The following is a 14,729-nucleotide window of genomic DNA, read 5'->3' as shown; positions in this document are numbered from 1 at the left end:
GCGCTATTGCCAGCCGAGGCGGCGGCTCAACCATTCAGTGGATACGTAGGCCGCATGGGCTTGGTAGCGACGTAGTTTCGGTGACCGGGGCGGTGCTGGTCTGCGGCTTTTGCGTGTCCAATAGCCGGTCAGCGCGCACACAAAGGCGCTGATCGCGGCGGGATCGGTGTCACGCGTTGTGGGATGGGTGGCCAGGATCGGGTCGGGGTCGATCCCGCTGGCGGCGATCGAGGGTGCCAGCGAGACCAGATCGACCCAGGCGGCGCCGCGGCACGGCCACGCCCAGTCGACAACAACCACGGTGCCGTCGGGTCGAAGCAGCATATTGCGTTGCCGTTCGATCGCAGTGCGATCGTTCCCTACGCGTTCCGGTTCTCCTACGCCCAACGTCACGCCGACGCCGGGATCCGCGTCGAGGTGCTCAAAGACCTCATGGACCACAAATCATTTGATACGACCATGGGCTACTTTCAAGGTCTCACCGAACCGAAAACGTCAGGCAATCAACACAATACGAACACACGTGATCGACCGCAACGGGCACCGCGCGCCTATCAGATCGGCCACCGCCTACCAAGCCAAGTCGGTGGCCGTCCCGTTCGGCAACTGCCACGAACCCAGCAACGTCAAGGCGGGCGGCAAGGCCTGCCCGATCCGGTTCCAATGCGCCGGATGCGGGTTCTATCGGCCCGACCCGTCCTACCTCCCCGCTGTCGAGGACCATGTCCGCGCCCTCGAGACAGACCGTGAGATCGCGCAGGCGATGGACACCGACGAGTTCGTCGTTCGCGACCTCACCGACCAGATCGCCGCCTTCGGCCAGGTCGTCGAAGTCGTCCGGGAACATCTGGACCAGTTCCCCACCGACGAGCGCCACGCTGTCAAGGAAGCATCCGTAGTGCTACGCAGAGTCCGTGCTGCCGACGGCATCCCCTCACCGACAGCGCGTCGACTCTCCCTGCCGCTGACCGTCATCGAGCCAGGACAAACCAGATGACCCGACCTCGGACTTCTGCCCAGGTCCTCCGAGACGCCAGGGAGCGCACCAGCCGCGAGAAGCGCGCCAAGGTGCTGGCCGTCCTGGACTCCGCCTTGACGATTAAGGGGTCGAGGAGCATCGAGCCGAAATGTACCGGCAAGCGATTGCGACCGGTGCCATCCGATTTTCGGCGTGCTCGTATGCCCCCAGATGTCACGGATGTGTGGGCGACGGGCGGGCTCGGACGGCGGCGTCAGTTGGCCCAATCGGTCGCAAGGACCGAGGCGCGTTCTGCGGCGAATCGCGGGTGGCCACCGACGATGTCGGCGAGGACCAGTGCGGGATTTCGCGCAGCAGCTCGTTAAATGCTTCAACCCGGCCGGTGTCCGTGATGCCCATACGGCAGCGCCGCACTGCATCTGAAGCCTTTGGTGGACAGTCGTTTGGATGACAACTGATCTACCAGAGGCTTCCCCATGTCCGCGCGGGACTCTACCCAATCCTCCAGGCCCCCTGGTGTATGTCGAGCTGAGAATGAAAAATGCCCACTGGCCGACACGGCGTTCGCCGCCGACGCCGCAGGCCGTTCCGGTCCGTACGGCGATAGCCGTCCGGCAGCACCGAGCGCATGACCCCGGCATGCTCGGTGCCGGTCCGTAGCGGCTAAATTCGAATTGTGAATGAAATCGTTTATCCTGTTGCGGTTTCCATGGTGAAGGCCGGTCAGCGCGTATTGCGCCTGCGGACTCGGATAGTCGATGAATCACACCTGCCTCGTGTCGGAGGTGCGGTGGTGGCCAGCAATCACGTGTCGTATTTGGACCCTTTCGCTATCGCGCTTGCTGCGGACAAGGTGGGCCGGGTGGCTAGGTTCCTCTCGACGCAGGAGCATTTCGACCATCGTGTGTATGGCGCTGCGATGCGCAGTATGCGGCACATCGCAGTGGGTTCCGGCGGTGATGGCGAGGCTTACCGCGCCGCGACCGCCGCGCTCGACGCAGGGGAACTCATCGGGGTGTTTCCGGAAGCGACGATCGCGCGATCGTTCACCGTCCAGCGGTTGCGGACGGGAGCAGCACGGTTGGCGGCAGGGTCAGGGGTGCCACTGGTGCCCGTGGCTGTATGGGGCACGCAGCGGCTGTGGACCACGCACCACCGTGAGCTCAATCAGCAGGGTCTACCACTCACGGTGATCGTGGGTGAGCCGATGTTCCCCGCGGCTGACGACGACCCGGACTACATCACCATCCAGCTGCGTGACTGTATAAAGGATCTTTTGGACCGAGCACAGCGGGAGTACCCCCACTCCGGGACGGGACAGTGGTGGCAACCCCGTCATCTCGGCGGGTCCGCACTCACCCCGGCCGAGGCTGTGGCCCTGGACGCTGCGGAGAATGACGCACGGGATCGGCGCGAAGCGTGACATCCCAAACCCCCGTCGAGTGGCTCGGCGCGCCGGATACACCGTGGGTCTTCGTGCACGCCCATCCCGACGACGAATCACTGTTGACGGCGGGAACGATGCGCAGGGTCAGCGAGGCCGGACGGCGCACGGTCGTCGTGTTCGCGACCGATGGCGCCGCGGGACTTGCGGATTCGCCACCAGGTCCGCAGCTCGCAGCGCGTCGCGAGGCGGAGGCATTGGCATCAGCCGCAGTCCTGGGATGCGACCGGGTGGAATTCCTGGGGTATGCGGATTCCGGACTCGACGGTGACGTGCCAGGCGGCTTCTGCGGCGTACCTGTCGCCCAGGCGGCCGAGCGGCTTGCCGCACTCTTGATCGAGGAACGGGCCGGGGTGGTCACTTCCTATGACGCATCCGGAGGTTACGGACATCCCGATCACGTGCAGGTTCATCAGGTGGTTGCGGCGGCGGCGCGGCAGGCTGCCACACCGTTGTTGCTGGAGGCGACAGTCGATCGCGATCAGCTACTGAGGGTATTGCGCTTGGTAAATGCTGTCGGATTGTTGCCCACAGGGGTAGCGATGGATCGGTTCAGCACGAGCTTTGTTCCCGGCGCGGACATCACCCACCGGGTTGACGTGCGACGCTATGCGAGCGTCAAGCGCGCCAGCATGATGGCCCATGCCAGCCAGGCGGGTGGCGGTGATGGCTTGCGTACCCTGCGTTTGCTGCGGCGGCTACCGATGCCGTTGTTTCGACGGATCTGCGGCACGGAATGGTTTGTCCAGCGTGATGTTTGACCTCCGCATAGAGAGAGACCTGTCCGTTCCGATGCCGGATGGTGAACGCCTGCTCGCCGACCGGTACCACCGTGCGTCGAGTGCACCCGGACCGACCATCCTGGTGCGATCCCCGATGGGACGTCGACCGCTTGGCATCATCTATGGATTGTATTTCGCGCGCGCAGGATTTCAGGTCGTGGTGCAGGACGGCCGCTCGGCCGAGGATGTGTTACCGCTGAGCACCGAGCGTGCCGACGGGTTGGCGACGATCGAGTGGCTTCGCGGTCAGGTGTGGTTCGACGGACGGTTGGCGTTGCATGGAATGAGCGCGATAGGGTTCGCACACTGGGCTATTGCGGCCGACACCCCCGAATTGCGTGCTGTTTCAGTTCATGTCGCGGCCTCATCGGTTGCCGACACGATCTTCACAGGCGGCTCGACTGCGCTGGAGTCCGTGCTGATCTGGTGTTCAAATCACAGCTTCATCACCGCGCTGCGGGCGCCCCGTAGGGCGCGCCGGGCGATCGCGTCGGGCCGCCCGGCCGCGGAGTTGGATGTGCTGACCGGTGGTCGAACGGTCTCCTTCTATCAAGCCGTGATCGCCGACATCGGTGCGGGCAGCCAGTTGCGGAAACTTCTCGACCACGGTCGTGAACCCGCGAAGTGCGCCGGAATCCCAGTGCATCTGGTCGGCGGCTGGTACGACATCTTCCTGCCGGGCCTCGTCCGCGACTATGCCGCCTTGAGTGCGGCTGGTGGTGCGCCGCGACTCACCATCGGACCATGGGGGCATTACAACCTCCGCCAGTTCGTCGTCGCGAATCGTGAAGCCCGGCAGTGGTTTCACGCCCACCTGCGTGGAGGTGAGGATCGCCCGTCTCCCCGGCCCGTTCGCCTGTTCGTCACCGGGGTCCGGCGCTGGCGCGAATACGCTTCCTGGCCTCCACCCGGAACCAGTCCAGTGCGGTGGCACTTGCGCGAGTTCGGGCGGCTGTCGCGTGTGTCTGCTGAGCAGGCGGGGAGCGATCATTTTCGATACGACCCTGCGGACCCCACGCCCGCTCCCCGTGGTCCCGTGATCGTCGGGTTCTCGCGGCCACAGGACTGCCGGCAGATCGAAAGTCGGCCCGACCTGCTGACCTACACCAGCGACCCGCTTGACGCACCGCTCGAGATCATCGGAACGGTGGTCGCCGAGCTTCGGTTGCGCATAGCCACCGCACATCCGCCGCGCGGGCGTGCCGTCTCCGATGTCGTCGTGCGCATGTGCGACGTTCATCCCGGTGGGCGATCATTCAACATCTGCGAAGGCGTACGGCGGGTCGAGCCACCAACCGACGAGGACGATATCCGGGTCGAGTTGTGGCCGATCGCGCACCGGTTCGCCACCGGACATCAGCTGCGCGTGCAGGTGTGCGGAGCAGCGGTTCCGCGCTACATGCGGCAGCCGGACCCGGCCACCTACGAGCTCATTCGCGACCCGAGCGGTCCTTCGTCCCTGATTCTGCCGACGGTCCCCACCGGTCTCGGAACGTGCTGAGGGCGACGGCCTCGTTACGGCCGGACCTGTTCACTGTGTGGTGCAGCGCGCCTACGAACGCGCCCGCCGCCTCGATCGGCACCCCGCGTATCGGTATCACCAACCGCGGCACACCCCGGCGCGCCAGGTGCCCGGAGATCCACACATCGTCCTGCCATCGCATTTCCGGCGGCCAGCCGTCGAAATCGTGGACATCGTCGTCCAGCGCTCCGGGCGGGATCAGATATCCCCACATCCCCATCAGCACATCGACTGTGGTGGCCTCGGGCACCGCGGTTCCGTATACGTGTCCGAAATAGCGTGGGTCGCGGTCGAACCGCACGCTCGATCCCCGCACTCCCACAGCGGCTTTCGGCTCCACGCGATGCGCCGCGAGCAGATCCGCAACGAACGTATCCGGATAGATCGCGTCATCGTCGACCACCACGATGACGGCGTCCGGCTCGGCCAGCAGCGTGGGCAGCAGTTTTGTCGCTGGGCCCAGATCCGTACAGCGCAGCACTTCCACGCCCGACGGCAGTGTCGGCGGTTGCGGGTAGGGGTCACCTGTGCGTAGCGAGTGCCGCGGCCAGGTAAGTACCACCCGATCGGCGGGTTCGGTCTGGTCGAGCAGGCTGCGCAGCACCGGACCCAGGTACTGCACACGGTGCGGCACAGTCGACAACGTGATGATCACGCGCTCGGCGCGGGCAGGCACCGTGCGCGTCGGCGGATCCCGGCGCAACAGCCGTACGGCCCGCGAGAGGTCGTGCGCAAAACCGCTGATCGTCGTGTTGACGAACCGTTTTCGGAGATGTTCGGCGTTGCTCCAGCCGATGCGGGCGACATGTGTTAGCGAGATCATCTGAGCGCGTCCTCCCTGCGGGCCGGACCTACCACGACGCGCCGTGCGGCATCGTCGTAGCAGGTACGCAGCCGATCCAGTACGACAGGCCAACTGAATTCGGCAGGGGGTACGGCTCGATTATGGGCGCTGATGCGATCGCGCAACGTCCGTCGCCGGCCCAGCGATACCAGTGCGGTGACGAGGTCCTCGGTGGAGCTGCCCAGCAGACCCTCGCGGCCATCCTCGACGAAATCTGCTACGCCGGTGCCGGATCGAGCGATCACCGGGACACCGGCCGTTCGAGCCTCCAAGGTCGCCAACCCGAAGGCCTCGCGACGTGTGACATTCAGGTACACATCCGCCGACGCCAAGATCTCGCGCACCGCCCAATGATCCTGCGAACCCACCAGATGCACCCACTCAGCCATGCCATGCCTGCGCAGATAGCGGAGCATCGCACCGCGGCGCGGGCCCGAGCCGACGATCGTGGCGCGCACCCGCACCTCTCCGGCAAGCCGGTCATGCGCCAGCCGCAGCACCTCGAGCAGCTTCAACGGTTGCCTGCGCGTAACCAGCCTGCCTACCGAAACGACATGCAGACCGGTGCCACTCGTGGACGGCACCCTCCACAGATCAGGTGTCACCGCGTTGGGCACTACGACGGGGGTACTGGACAACGCCCGCCCGACCTGGTCGGCGACGACTGTACTCACCGCCGTGAACACCATGCCGTCGTGCCAGCCGGCCAGCCGCCCGAGCAGGCTGTAGCAGGCCCGGACCGGAGGATCCCACATGCTGTGCACCGTGATCACGAGCGGGATACACAACCGAAGCGCGTGGTGCGCGGAGTACACCGCCAGCGGTGACGCCACACTCACGTGTATGTGCACGACGCTGGGCTGCAGTCGCCGAAGTATCCTGCGCACGCCGGTCATTCGACGTGGCCGGTGGACCTGGAACGGCAGATCCGAGTCACTGCCGCCGACGGTCGCGGTGATGACGTGAACTTCCTCGCCGACAGCGGCCTGTGCGCGAGCCAGGGACTCGACCAGCACCTCGATGCCCCCGATGCGGGGCGCGAAAACATCGGTCAGATGCACTATCAACGTTTGCCCCGTGCCACAGTAAGTCCCCCTGGTGTCGACAACATTCGGAAGAATAGTTCTGGCCTACAAGGAATGTCGGAACTTGACGCATAATCCTCGGGCATGGATGAGATGCGGATCATCACCGAGGACGGCGTCGGCCTGCATGTCGAACTCGACGGAGACCCGGCCGGTCTGTACACCCTCCTCTTCGTCAACGGCATCAATACCGGCTTGATCTATTGGGGCCGCCAGCGCGCGACTCTCGCCGACCTGGGCCGCATCGTGCTGTTCGACCACCGTGGGCACGGCCGCTCCGACGAACCGGCGACCGGCCGTGCCACGGTCGCGCAGCTAGGGCGTGACATCGGAACGGTCATCGACGCTGTTGCATCCGAGCGTCCAGTAGTGATCGTCGCGCACTCACTGGGAGGGATGGCGGTGTCCGCCTTGGCCGAACAGCGTCCTGAGCTGTTCGGACGCCAGGTGGCCGGAGTCGCACTCCTGGACTGTGTTCCCCGAGGGTGGGGTGGAATTGCCTTGCGTCTACCTGATTTCGCCGTCGGTCCGGTGGTGCGGATGCTCTGGTGGGCGATACCCCCGTTGCGTCGTCTGCTCACCGACATTAGCGAACGCCGACACCCTGAACTCGCCGGACGTCGGACTGCGCCGACCAGGTGCACGCCGTTCGTCTCGCTACATCGGGCCCGCAGGCTGATTGCTTCCCTGCGAACGATGACGTTGCTGTCATTGCTGGCCGATGTGTCGACCTGTGACCACAGCGCTGGTCTGTCGGCTCTCGGGGGCGCACGGGTCCTAGTCATCGCGGGCGCCCAAGACCGCATGATTCCTTTGCGACACAAGGTGCGCGCCGCTGCCCGGATACCCGGTGCTGAGCTGGTGATCGTGGCCGACGCCGGTCACCTCAGCTCGATCGTCAAACCGGCCGAAGTCGATGGGCATCTGCGCGCCTTCATCAGCGCATTACCGGTCCCGCACGTACAGGTGAACGGCCAAGGGGGCGAAGATGATCGCGATCACGCCGATGCCGAGTAGGCACCAGCCGAGCTCACTGTCCACGGTGCCGTGGTTCATCGCATTCCGGCAGGCATCGATCAGATGAGTGACCGGATTGATCCGGACGAACGTCCGCATCCACTCCCAGCCGGGGAGGTTCTTGGGCATCACCAGCATGCTGGACAGAAATGTCAACGGTGCCCGTGATCACCATGGACATGGGCTGGTGACAGTCGTGTTGGCGGTGGTCGCGGTGCTGAAGGGCAAGGACTTCACGTTGACCGGTGGTGCACTCGTCGCCTTGTACGTCGCGATGCTCGCTTTGCTTGGATCCGCCGTTCTGGCTGTTCTCACCGGGGTCAGCTGGCGGTATCGCGTCACGTCCACCGATTCGATGCGGGCGATGCTGGTCGACCACTGGATCGACAGCGAAGTGGACGCCCGGTACATATCGGCGTACTGCAACCTGGAGACGGTCGAGTCGCTCCGGGCAGGCACCTCCCTCAAGGCTCATCTGCTGCTGGGTGCTGCGGCAATGCAGGTTCTGTCGATTCTGGCGATGGCTACCAGTGCGCTTATCCTCGTGGCGTAACGCCCTATCCCGCCTTGGACGGACCGTGTCAGCTGAAGTACCTGAGGTTGCCGTACAGATGTCAGAAACGCCTCAGCCGAGAGACCGTCTACAGCTACCTGCGGGCCGAGGCAGCCACCGCTTGATGGCCCGATCCTGATCACGCTGAGGGCGCTGCACGCTGCGCGCAGAGGATTCCGGGCCGGGACCTCACGTTCCGGGGTTACGGCAGGGCAACCAACCAGCGGGCAACACCGCCGTGGTGCGAGCAGGTGCCCCTGCGGTGTCGGCTGGAGCTGTAGGTGCCGTCCTCGCACTGGGCGGTCGCCCCGTCGGGGGCGGCGGTAGCCTGCCCTGGGCGCGGGACACAGACACGGTCGACGTTTGCGTATTCGCCTGCGCCGCAAGCGATCAGGGCCGGAGCGGCGGTGGCATGCGGAGCCAAAACCGAAGCCACACCCACGCAGGCGGCGAACAGCCAGGTCGCGAGTGCGGCTCGACGGGCCGGCGGTTTGCTCATTCCGGTAAGACCTCGGAGGCCGGCGTGGCCATGTCGTGGGCTGTACAACAAGAGGCCGACAAGGACTGTTGGACAGCACTACTTTTCGACACGTTTATCGACAGGCGGCGGGTTCGGTCGACCGGGGCTTCCGGACCACACCACGCCGTGGCGGTGGAGCGTCGGAGAACCGAAGCTGCGCTCAAACAGTCACCGTTGCCGATGGCCTGCTGCGGTCGGACATCCCTCAGGGTCGATCCACCCCCGCTCCAGCCGTCTCCCGAGCTGGTGACCGGCAATAGTGGGCAATCAGGATCAAGATCGGCAACCGATCGCGAGAATTGAAGTCATGTCGACCGGGGTAGTTTCAACGTTGATTATGGGCCTGCTGCCACTATTCGGCGCGGGGCTCGGCGCATCGGCAACGCTTATGGTGCAACGGAGTTCGGCGCGTGCAGCGAAGCTCGAGTTCCGCGCGGAGAGTCGCCTTGCCCGCAGAGAGGAGGTGAATTCAGCGATCATCGACTACTTCGAGACAACGCAGCGACTGCACTGAGAGCTCGATATCCGCGAGCGTGGAGGTACCCCCGCCGATACGAAGCCGCTTATCGAAGGCGTTTGGCTAGCAGAGAAGCGGGTCGAGATCATCTGCTCAGACGCTTTGCGGGACCGCGTAGTTGCTCATGCCCGGGGATTGCACGACGCCGTGCGGGACCCTGCGACCTACCCTGACTGGTGGGCTCATGGCTCGTCGCTCCAATGCGACCTCATGGCAGAAGCAAAGGCGGAGCTGATACCGAAGCACGATTGGTGAATGCGTTCAGCAGACACATCCAGCCAGCGGGAGGTTTCGCCTGCGCCAGCATCGTCTCGACTGCCCCTACCGCGCGAGAAAGTGCCAGCCGACCCACGCCCACACGAGCACAGCGGCAATCCTCGCCACCCGGGTGCAGGTGAGGTACGCGATCGTTTCCCCCACGGGCGCGACCAGATCCCGGCGCACATGCGTGACCACGACCACGCCGAGGGTAACCACCAGCACCAGCACGAACCCGACGATGACGAGCACCCGATCGCTCATCTCGACACCAGCCACCAGCCGGCACCCAGCCACACCAGCCATCCGGCGAACCGCAAAGGCCACTGCTCCAGTGCCGGATCCAGCAGTGTCGACAATGTCGGGTGTACGTCACTCGGCCGCGTCCAATCCGATTGCCGCGCAAAGGCATACACTTCCCACACCGACGCCGTGACCAGCAGCATCGACCAGACGGCCACTCCGCGCCGCAGCCGGGCGGTACGTGGAATCTGCTCGGGCCGCGCGTGGAACGCCCGCACCGAAACCACGACCACCGGCACCACCACCAGCACGGTTGCCGACCAACTGAACGGTCGGGTGGCGGCCCCACCCGCCGCCAGCACAGCACCGACGGCCAGCAGCGGCGCCCGCCGCCGGAATGGTCGCGCTGAGAGCGCCGGTTCCCCTGTCACGTGGGCAGAATAAGTCCCTGAGTGCCGGATTCGGGCATGTATCGGTGGGGGTGTCGACAGTATGACCTCAGCCTGTCGATTACTTCTAGTCGGGCAATTTGCAGGAGCTTCCTGTTCTGTCGCCGGCCCCGGCCGCTACTCCGCCGGACGATCGGGCATCAGCCGGTTGTGGAGTCGCTGTCGTATCCGCCGAATGCCGGGGGCCTGTGATCGCGGTAGTAGCGGGCCTGGATATCTGCTCCGTAGATCACCCACAGCGCCGTTCGCGACGTCTGCTTCCAGTTGCTGGAAATCGGTACGGATTCGGCTGTCCAGGCGGTACGGATCCGACGAGAGGCGATAGCCGACGATTCGTCGAAGCCGGGTGAGCTCCGCGCGCACCGTCACTGTTTTTCCGGCGTTCCCGTACAGCTCTTCGGCCAATGCCGCCGCAGTCAGTCCATCAGGGTTGGCGAGAAGGAGCACCACAAGCTCGCTGTGCCGGAGACTGAGCTCATGGACGACCCCATCCATCCACAGCACGGCGCGGTTACGGCCCAGCGAGGTCACCTGTGGGGCTTGTCGGCCGGAAGCTTGGTCCGGCAGGGCATAGACGGAGAACGGTCCGCCGCCTGGCGAGAGTCGTTCGACAACGACCCGACGTCCGTCGGGTAGTTCGGTTTCGCCCTCTATCACGGGTACTGGCCAGACAGCAGGCAGCCAACTCGACGGAGCGGCATCCAACAACTTCCCCTCTTGCGAGATCAGAGCCCAGTGGCCGCCGACACGATTGAGGACGCGGTCTCGGTAGCGGGTAAGTATCTCGGCATGACGTTGCCGGGCGAGATCACGCAGATGCGCCTCCGCGAGTCGCGCTGCCGTGGTAATCAGCGGCAGGGCAAGCGAATTCATGTTCCGGAGCTTGCAGGTGACGTCGACGACACCGATCACCGCACCAGTGACCGGGTCTCTGACGGGTGCCGCGGTGCAGGTGAAGTCCGCGGCGACCGACAGGTAGTGCTCGGTTCCGCGAACTTGGAAGGGTCTGCTGAGGGCCAAGGCCGTGCCGACACCATTGGTACCGGCTTCGGCTTCGTGCCATCGTGCTCCTTCGACAAGGTTTGCTCGTTCCGCCACCCGGCGAGTAGTGGGATCACCCTGTACCCACAGCAGATGGCCGTCGGCGTCGCCACCGAACAACACGTGCCCCGGCTCGAACGCCGCACTCTCCAGGCTCGCGAACAGTATCGGCCATACCGAAGCCATCTGATGGTCCCTGCGCCAGGTCCGGACCTCGTCTTCGGCCAAACCGACGTCGGGCAGATGCCGGTCCGGATGCAGACCTCGACGTTGCGCACGATCCCATGAGGCGCGCACGTCTGCACGCATCAAATGCGTCTGCCCTGTCACCAAATGTGTTCGCCTCGTGGTATTCCGGTCGATTCGGAGGGTTCCCGCCGGTCGCCGTGTCAGGGCGTTCATAGGGCTCGAAACAAGAGTAAGCACTTCGCCATGGCTCTGACAACGGGTCATCTCGCTGCAACCCTGATGCAACCCCTGCTCTCCACCTTGGCCTTGCGACTGCAGGCGCGCCATTGTGTGAGAGCACTTCTTCTCACGAACTGGAGGTCGTTGATGCCGTACCTGGAACTGCCGGATGGTGTGCCGATGTACTACGAGGATCACGGTGCCGGTCGTCCCGTCGTGCTTATTCACGGCTGGACGATGAACACCACCTTCTGGGCACAGAACGTGCCTGCATTGTCGGAGGGGAATCGGGTAATCAATGTCGATCTTCGTGGGCACGGTGCCTCCGGGAAAACCGACGACGGCCACACCCTGGCGCAGTACGCGCGTGACATCCGTAGCCTGCTCCACCATCTCTCGCTCGAGGACGTGTCCCTGGTGGGGTGGTCGATGGGCACCGCGGTGATACTCGCCTACATTCAACAATTCGGGTGTGCGGAGCTGCGGTCGGTGACCTTCGTAGATCAGTCACCGCGTTTCCTCGACTCGGCGGGGTGGGAGTTCCCGCTGCAAGGTGGCTACTCCCAGAGCGACCTCGCCGTGTTCGTGCAGGCGGTGAAGCACGCCCGCCCGTCGGTGATCAAGCCGTTCATCGCCGCCTGCTTCGCCGAAACACCGCCCGACGAGGTGATCGACGCCGTGTATGCGGAGACGACGAAAATGTCGACGTCGGCGGCGTGCGCCATTTGGTACGACATGGCCTTCGCGGACTTCCGGTCGGTCCTGCCCGAGGTCACCGTGCCCGCACTGCTGATCTACGGCGCGCACAGCAAAATCTTCCCCGGTCCACTCGAGGAATGGCTCGCAGTTCAGCTTCCGGCTGCGAAGGCGGTGCGGTTCGAGCACAGCGGTCATGCGCCGTTCTCCGAGGAACCGGAGCGCTTCAACGAAGTTCTCTCCGATTTCCTTTGAAGAGTAGGCACAAGACAAATTCCGCCGGCGATCCTGCGATGCAGATCGGCGTGGATGAGCCGGAATGGTCTGGGCTGGAGGGTGTTCCAGGCTCCGTCGAAGGGCTCGAACGGGTCGACCGGCACCTGTAGTCGCTGACACAGGCGGGCGAACGGTCCGCGATGGTCTCGATACACCCGTCGGGTGGTATCCCACAGTCGGCGCGCGAACCGGGCGGGGTCGTCGTCGAGCCCCTCGGGTGTCGACGGGAGCGCGCTGCGTGGGATCGTCCGTAGTTGTGAAAACAGCCGGGCTACGTCGGTCGGCACATGGTCCGGGACAAGGTGTCCGCACGGGGCGAGTCGGTCGAGGACTGCTCCGTCGACGTACTCGTGGATTTGATAGGCAGGTTTGGTCGATTCCCAGTGCAGTCGCGGAGCCACGGTCACGAACGGGGCGATCGCCGTCAGGACCGCGGCCTCAGGCCATTGGCGGTAGTCCACCTCAGCGCCGTCGATGGGAATGCGAACATTGACCGCCTCCGTGGCACCGATGACGACACGGACGTTGCGGTTGCAGAACCCGCTGGCGCTCTCGATTGGGTGGCGGCCTGACGGAAGTACACGTCGGGATCGGACCGCAGGGTCGATGCTCGCGAATCTGGAATGTTCCCCGCAACTTTCACGGGTGTCCGCCGGCATGCGGAGTGGAGTCGACGGCACGCGCATGCATCGGTAAACCTTGGTCGGCGCTCAGCCGCAGATACTGGCCGCTGCTGTGTAGCTACCAGCGTAAGTAGAAGTCGGTCAGGCTATCGTCAGCGACCAACCCGACATGCGGAATCGCGCTCGTGGCCGCCCAATCGATGATTCGATCCACCACCCGGACACCGATTCCGCACCGTTGGAACTGCGGCGTCACCTGGCGGACAGTAGTTATTCGATAACTGCACTATTCCCTTCAGGGGCAGTGTCGGCCTGACAGCCTCATGTCGCAAGTCGCTGAGCTGATCGGTCGACACCCCGAAGGAATCTCGGCAGCACGTATCAAGACGGCGTTCCCGGACAACGACGTACACACCTGTCTGTCCGGTCTTATCCGATCCGGTCGGGTCACCCGCCCACGTCGCGCCGTGTACGTCCTGGCGATCAACGCACAGACCGATCCGGTAGCGAGCGGCGTCAAGCCCGTGACGGTTCGTTCCACGCTGACCACCTTCGGCATGGTCGTACAGCCCTTCGTCGACCAGGGAGCCTTGCCGCGCAACGTCATCGCATTCGTGGAACGCCCCACCGATGACATCAACGAAGATGACGACGACGAACAGGCAAAGTCGTGGACGGTAGAGGAAGTCGAGACGTTCCGCGAAGCGGTGCGCAACGAACGGCTCTACGCCTGCTGGCTGTTGAGCTGCTACGGGGCGCGGCGGTCCGAAGTCCTCGGCGTGCGATGGACGCGGTTCGATGCAACCGCACTGAAGGTACGCCGGGGGCGTGTCGCCATCGGTAAGGAGACCGAGGAGAACCTACCGAAGTCCAGGCGCAGCCATCGCGATCTTCCGCCGCCCTCCGATCTAGCGGAAGCGCTCGACAAGTTGAAGGTGCTCCAGCAGGCCGAGTGCGCGGCACTCGGCATCCCCTGGACCGACGATCGTCTGATCGCGGTCTACGAGACGGGAGTGCCGATCCGGCCGGAATATCACTCGGATATGTTCCAGCGGCTCAGGCAGCGGGCCGGGCTGCGCCGCATCCCGCTGAAGGGGCTGCGGAACACGAGCGTGTCGCTCATGTTGAAGTTGGGGATCCCGGTGCACATCGTGGCTGCCTGGTATGGCCACGGCTCTGCGTTATCGCTGGGGGTCTACAGCGACGCACAACCCGAGGACTTGCGCGCGGCGGGCGCTGCCCTGTTCGGATGATCTGTAAACGCCCGCTCCCGCGTGTTGGCACGTTCTTGGCACGCTCACATGCCTGAGAACATCTCACGGAGAGCGGAAACCGCCTCTGACCTTGTCGGGATGACAGGATTTGAACCTGCGACCACTTGACCCCCAGGTCGGTCGGGGTGACATATTCGCAGTTCAAGTGTCATTTTGGGAAGTTCGCGAATGAACGGTCACCTGCGGGTCGTGAGGGTT

17 protein-coding genes are annotated in these 14,729 nt (G+C 64.5%); 9 read left to right on the top strand and 8 right to left on the bottom strand.

Annotated features, from left to right (window positions below; translation table 11 throughout):
• Window positions 1-3: 3 nt before the first annotated feature.
• A complete protein-coding gene (locus ACLMAJ_RS36835; RefSeq protein ID WP_412018536.1) occupies window positions 4-441 on the bottom strand; it encodes a hypothetical protein in 438 nt (145 codons plus the stop codon).
• 82 nt (window positions 442-523) lie between these two features.
• Between ACLMAJ_RS36835 and ACLMAJ_RS36830 the strand changes: the two genes are divergently transcribed.
• From ACLMAJ_RS36830 to ACLMAJ_RS36815, 4 genes are all read left to right on the top strand, one after another.
• Complete coding sequence (locus tag ACLMAJ_RS36830; protein ID WP_412018535.1) at window positions 524-997, top strand: hypothetical protein; 474 nt, start codon at window positions 524-526, stop codon at window positions 995-997.
• A gap of 691 nt (window positions 998-1,688) precedes the next feature.
• The gene (locus ACLMAJ_RS36825; protein WP_412018556.1) at window positions 1,689-2,402 is read left to right on the top strand and encodes a lysophospholipid acyltransferase family protein; all 714 of its coding nucleotides are present in this window, start codon (window positions 1,689-1,691) and stop codon (window positions 2,400-2,402) included.
• Window positions 2,399-3,184, top strand: coding sequence for a PIG-L deacetylase family protein (locus ACLMAJ_RS36820; protein WP_412018534.1), 786 nt, complete (start codon window positions 2,399-2,401; stop codon window positions 3,182-3,184). Before ACLMAJ_RS36825 ends, ACLMAJ_RS36820 begins: the two co-directional genes overlap by 4 nt.
• A complete protein-coding gene (locus ACLMAJ_RS36815) occupies window positions 3,066-4,706 on the top strand; it encodes a CocE/NonD family hydrolase (protein ID WP_412018533.1) in 1,641 nt (546 codons plus the stop codon). Before ACLMAJ_RS36820 ends, ACLMAJ_RS36815 begins: the two co-directional genes overlap by 119 nt.
• On the opposite strand, the gene ACLMAJ_RS36810 is transcribed toward ACLMAJ_RS36815, so the two are convergent.
• Together ACLMAJ_RS36810 and ACLMAJ_RS36805 are read right to left on the bottom strand one after the other, a co-directional pair.
• Window positions 4,636-5,550: a hypothetical protein gene (locus ACLMAJ_RS36810; RefSeq protein ID WP_412018532.1), complete on the bottom strand. Its 915-nt coding sequence runs from the start codon at window positions 5,548-5,550 to the stop codon at window positions 4,636-4,638. The two genes, ACLMAJ_RS36815 and ACLMAJ_RS36810, sit on opposite strands and share 71 nt — an antisense overlap.
• A complete protein-coding gene (locus ACLMAJ_RS36805; RefSeq protein WP_412018555.1) occupies window positions 5,547-6,632 on the bottom strand; it encodes a glycosyltransferase family 4 protein in 1,086 nt (361 codons plus the stop codon). The genes ACLMAJ_RS36810 and ACLMAJ_RS36805 overlap by 4 nt, the downstream gene beginning before the upstream one ends.
• A gap of 108 nt (window positions 6,633-6,740) precedes the next feature.
• Here ACLMAJ_RS36805 and ACLMAJ_RS36800 point away from each other — a divergent pair, with 108 nt between their 5' ends.
• Complete coding sequence (locus tag ACLMAJ_RS36800) at window positions 6,741-7,673, top strand: alpha/beta fold hydrolase (RefSeq protein WP_412018531.1); 933 nt, start codon at window positions 6,741-6,743, stop codon at window positions 7,671-7,673.
• Here the strand turns inward: ACLMAJ_RS36800 and ACLMAJ_RS36795 are convergent.
• A complete protein-coding gene (locus tag ACLMAJ_RS36795) occupies window positions 7,602-7,802 on the bottom strand; it encodes a hypothetical protein (RefSeq protein WP_412018530.1) in 201 nt (66 codons plus the stop codon). The genes ACLMAJ_RS36800 and ACLMAJ_RS36795 overlap by 72 nt on opposite strands.
• 67 nt (window positions 7,803-7,869) lie before the next feature.
• Here ACLMAJ_RS36795 and ACLMAJ_RS36790 point away from each other — a divergent pair, with 67 nt between their 5' ends.
• Window positions 7,870-8,226 (top strand): hypothetical protein, encoded by a 357-nt coding sequence (locus ACLMAJ_RS36790; RefSeq protein ID WP_412018529.1) that lies wholly within the window; start codon window positions 7,870-7,872, stop codon window positions 8,224-8,226.
• Window positions 8,227-8,428: 202 nt separating this feature from the next.
• Here the strand turns inward: ACLMAJ_RS36790 and ACLMAJ_RS36785 are convergent, their stop codons facing one another.
• Window positions 8,429-8,725 carry a DUF3761 domain-containing protein gene (locus ACLMAJ_RS36785; RefSeq protein WP_412018528.1) on the bottom strand — a complete coding sequence of 99 codons (297 nt, stop codon included), beginning with the start codon at window positions 8,723-8,725 and terminating at the stop codon, window positions 8,429-8,431.
• 328 nt (window positions 8,726-9,053) lie between these two features.
• Here ACLMAJ_RS36785 and ACLMAJ_RS36780 point away from each other — a divergent pair, with 328 nt between their 5' ends.
• Window positions 9,054-9,260 (top strand): hypothetical protein, encoded by a 207-nt coding sequence (locus ACLMAJ_RS36780; protein ID WP_412018527.1) that lies wholly within the window; start codon window positions 9,054-9,056, stop codon window positions 9,258-9,260.
• A 324-nt stretch (window positions 9,261-9,584) separates the two neighbouring features.
• On the opposite strand, the gene ACLMAJ_RS36775 is transcribed toward ACLMAJ_RS36780, so the two are convergent.
• The 3 genes from ACLMAJ_RS36775 to ACLMAJ_RS36765 form a co-directional block, all read right to left on the bottom strand.
• The gene (locus tag ACLMAJ_RS36775) at window positions 9,585-9,785 is read right to left on the bottom strand and encodes a DUF6186 family protein (RefSeq protein ID WP_412018526.1); all 201 of its coding nucleotides are present in this window, start codon (window positions 9,783-9,785) and stop codon (window positions 9,585-9,587) included.
• Window positions 9,782-10,195 carry a hypothetical protein gene (locus ACLMAJ_RS36770; protein ID WP_412018525.1) on the bottom strand — a complete coding sequence of 138 codons (414 nt, stop codon included), beginning with the start codon at window positions 10,193-10,195 and terminating at the stop codon, window positions 9,782-9,784. The genes ACLMAJ_RS36775 and ACLMAJ_RS36770 overlap by 4 nt, the downstream gene beginning before the upstream one ends.
• 135 nt (window positions 10,196-10,330) lie before the next feature.
• Window positions 10,331-11,584, bottom strand: a complete 1,254-nt coding sequence (locus ACLMAJ_RS36765) for a GAF domain-containing protein (protein ID WP_412018524.1) — start codon at window positions 11,582-11,584, stop codon at window positions 10,331-10,333.
• A gap of 225 nt (window positions 11,585-11,809) precedes the next feature.
• On the opposite strand from ACLMAJ_RS36765, the gene ACLMAJ_RS36760 reads away from it, so the two are divergent.
• On the top strand, window positions 11,810-12,613 hold the full coding sequence (locus ACLMAJ_RS36760; RefSeq protein ID WP_412018523.1) for an alpha/beta fold hydrolase: 804 nt from the start codon (window positions 11,810-11,812) through the stop codon (window positions 12,611-12,613).
• 967 nt (window positions 12,614-13,580) lie between these two features.
• Window positions 13,581-14,510, top strand: coding sequence for a site-specific integrase (locus ACLMAJ_RS36755; protein WP_412018522.1), 930 nt, complete (start codon window positions 13,581-13,583; stop codon window positions 14,508-14,510).
• Window positions 14,511-14,729 lie beyond the last annotated feature (219 nt).

Origin of the sequence: Nocardia arseniciresistens (assembly GCF_046764875.1) — a bacterium.
Taxonomy (GTDB): Bacteria; Actinomycetota; Actinomycetes; order Mycobacteriales; family Mycobacteriaceae; genus Nocardia; species Nocardia arseniciresistens.
The sequence above is the reverse complement of the archived record's forward strand: the minus strand, read 5'-3'. Positions and strand labels throughout refer to the sequence as shown.

Coding starts and splice junctions, on each gene's coding strand:
- ACLMAJ_RS36815 (WP_412018533.1), top strand. CDS start 3,066: ATGCCAGCCAGGCGGGTGGCGGTGATGGCTTGCGTACCCTGCGTTTGC.
- ACLMAJ_RS36780 (WP_412018527.1), top strand. CDS start 9,054: ATGTCGACCGGGGTAGTTTCAACGTTGATTATGGGCCTGCTGCCACTA.
- ACLMAJ_RS36825 (WP_412018556.1), top strand. CDS start 1,689: ATGGTGAAGGCCGGTCAGCGCGTATTGCGCCTGCGGACTCGGATAGTC.
- ACLMAJ_RS36800 (WP_412018531.1), top strand. CDS start 6,741: ATGGATGAGATGCGGATCATCACCGAGGACGGCGTCGGCCTGCATGTC.
- ACLMAJ_RS36810 (WP_412018532.1), bottom strand. CDS start 5,550: ATGATCTCGCTAACACATGTCGCCCGCATCGGCTGGAGCAACGCCGAA.
- ACLMAJ_RS36785 (WP_412018528.1), bottom strand. CDS start 8,725: ATGAGCAAACCGCCGGCCCGTCGAGCCGCACTCGCGACCTGGCTGTTC.
- ACLMAJ_RS36795 (WP_412018530.1), bottom strand. CDS start 7,802: ATGCCCAAGAACCTCCCCGGCTGGGAGTGGATGCGGACGTTCGTCCGG.
- ACLMAJ_RS36760 (WP_412018523.1), top strand. CDS start 11,810: ATGCCGTACCTGGAACTGCCGGATGGTGTGCCGATGTACTACGAGGAT.
- ACLMAJ_RS36775 (WP_412018526.1), bottom strand. CDS start 9,785: ATGAGCGATCGGGTGCTCGTCATCGTCGGGTTCGTGCTGGTGCTGGTG.
- ACLMAJ_RS36755 (WP_412018522.1), top strand. CDS start 13,581: ATGTCGCAAGTCGCTGAGCTGATCGGTCGACACCCCGAAGGAATCTCG.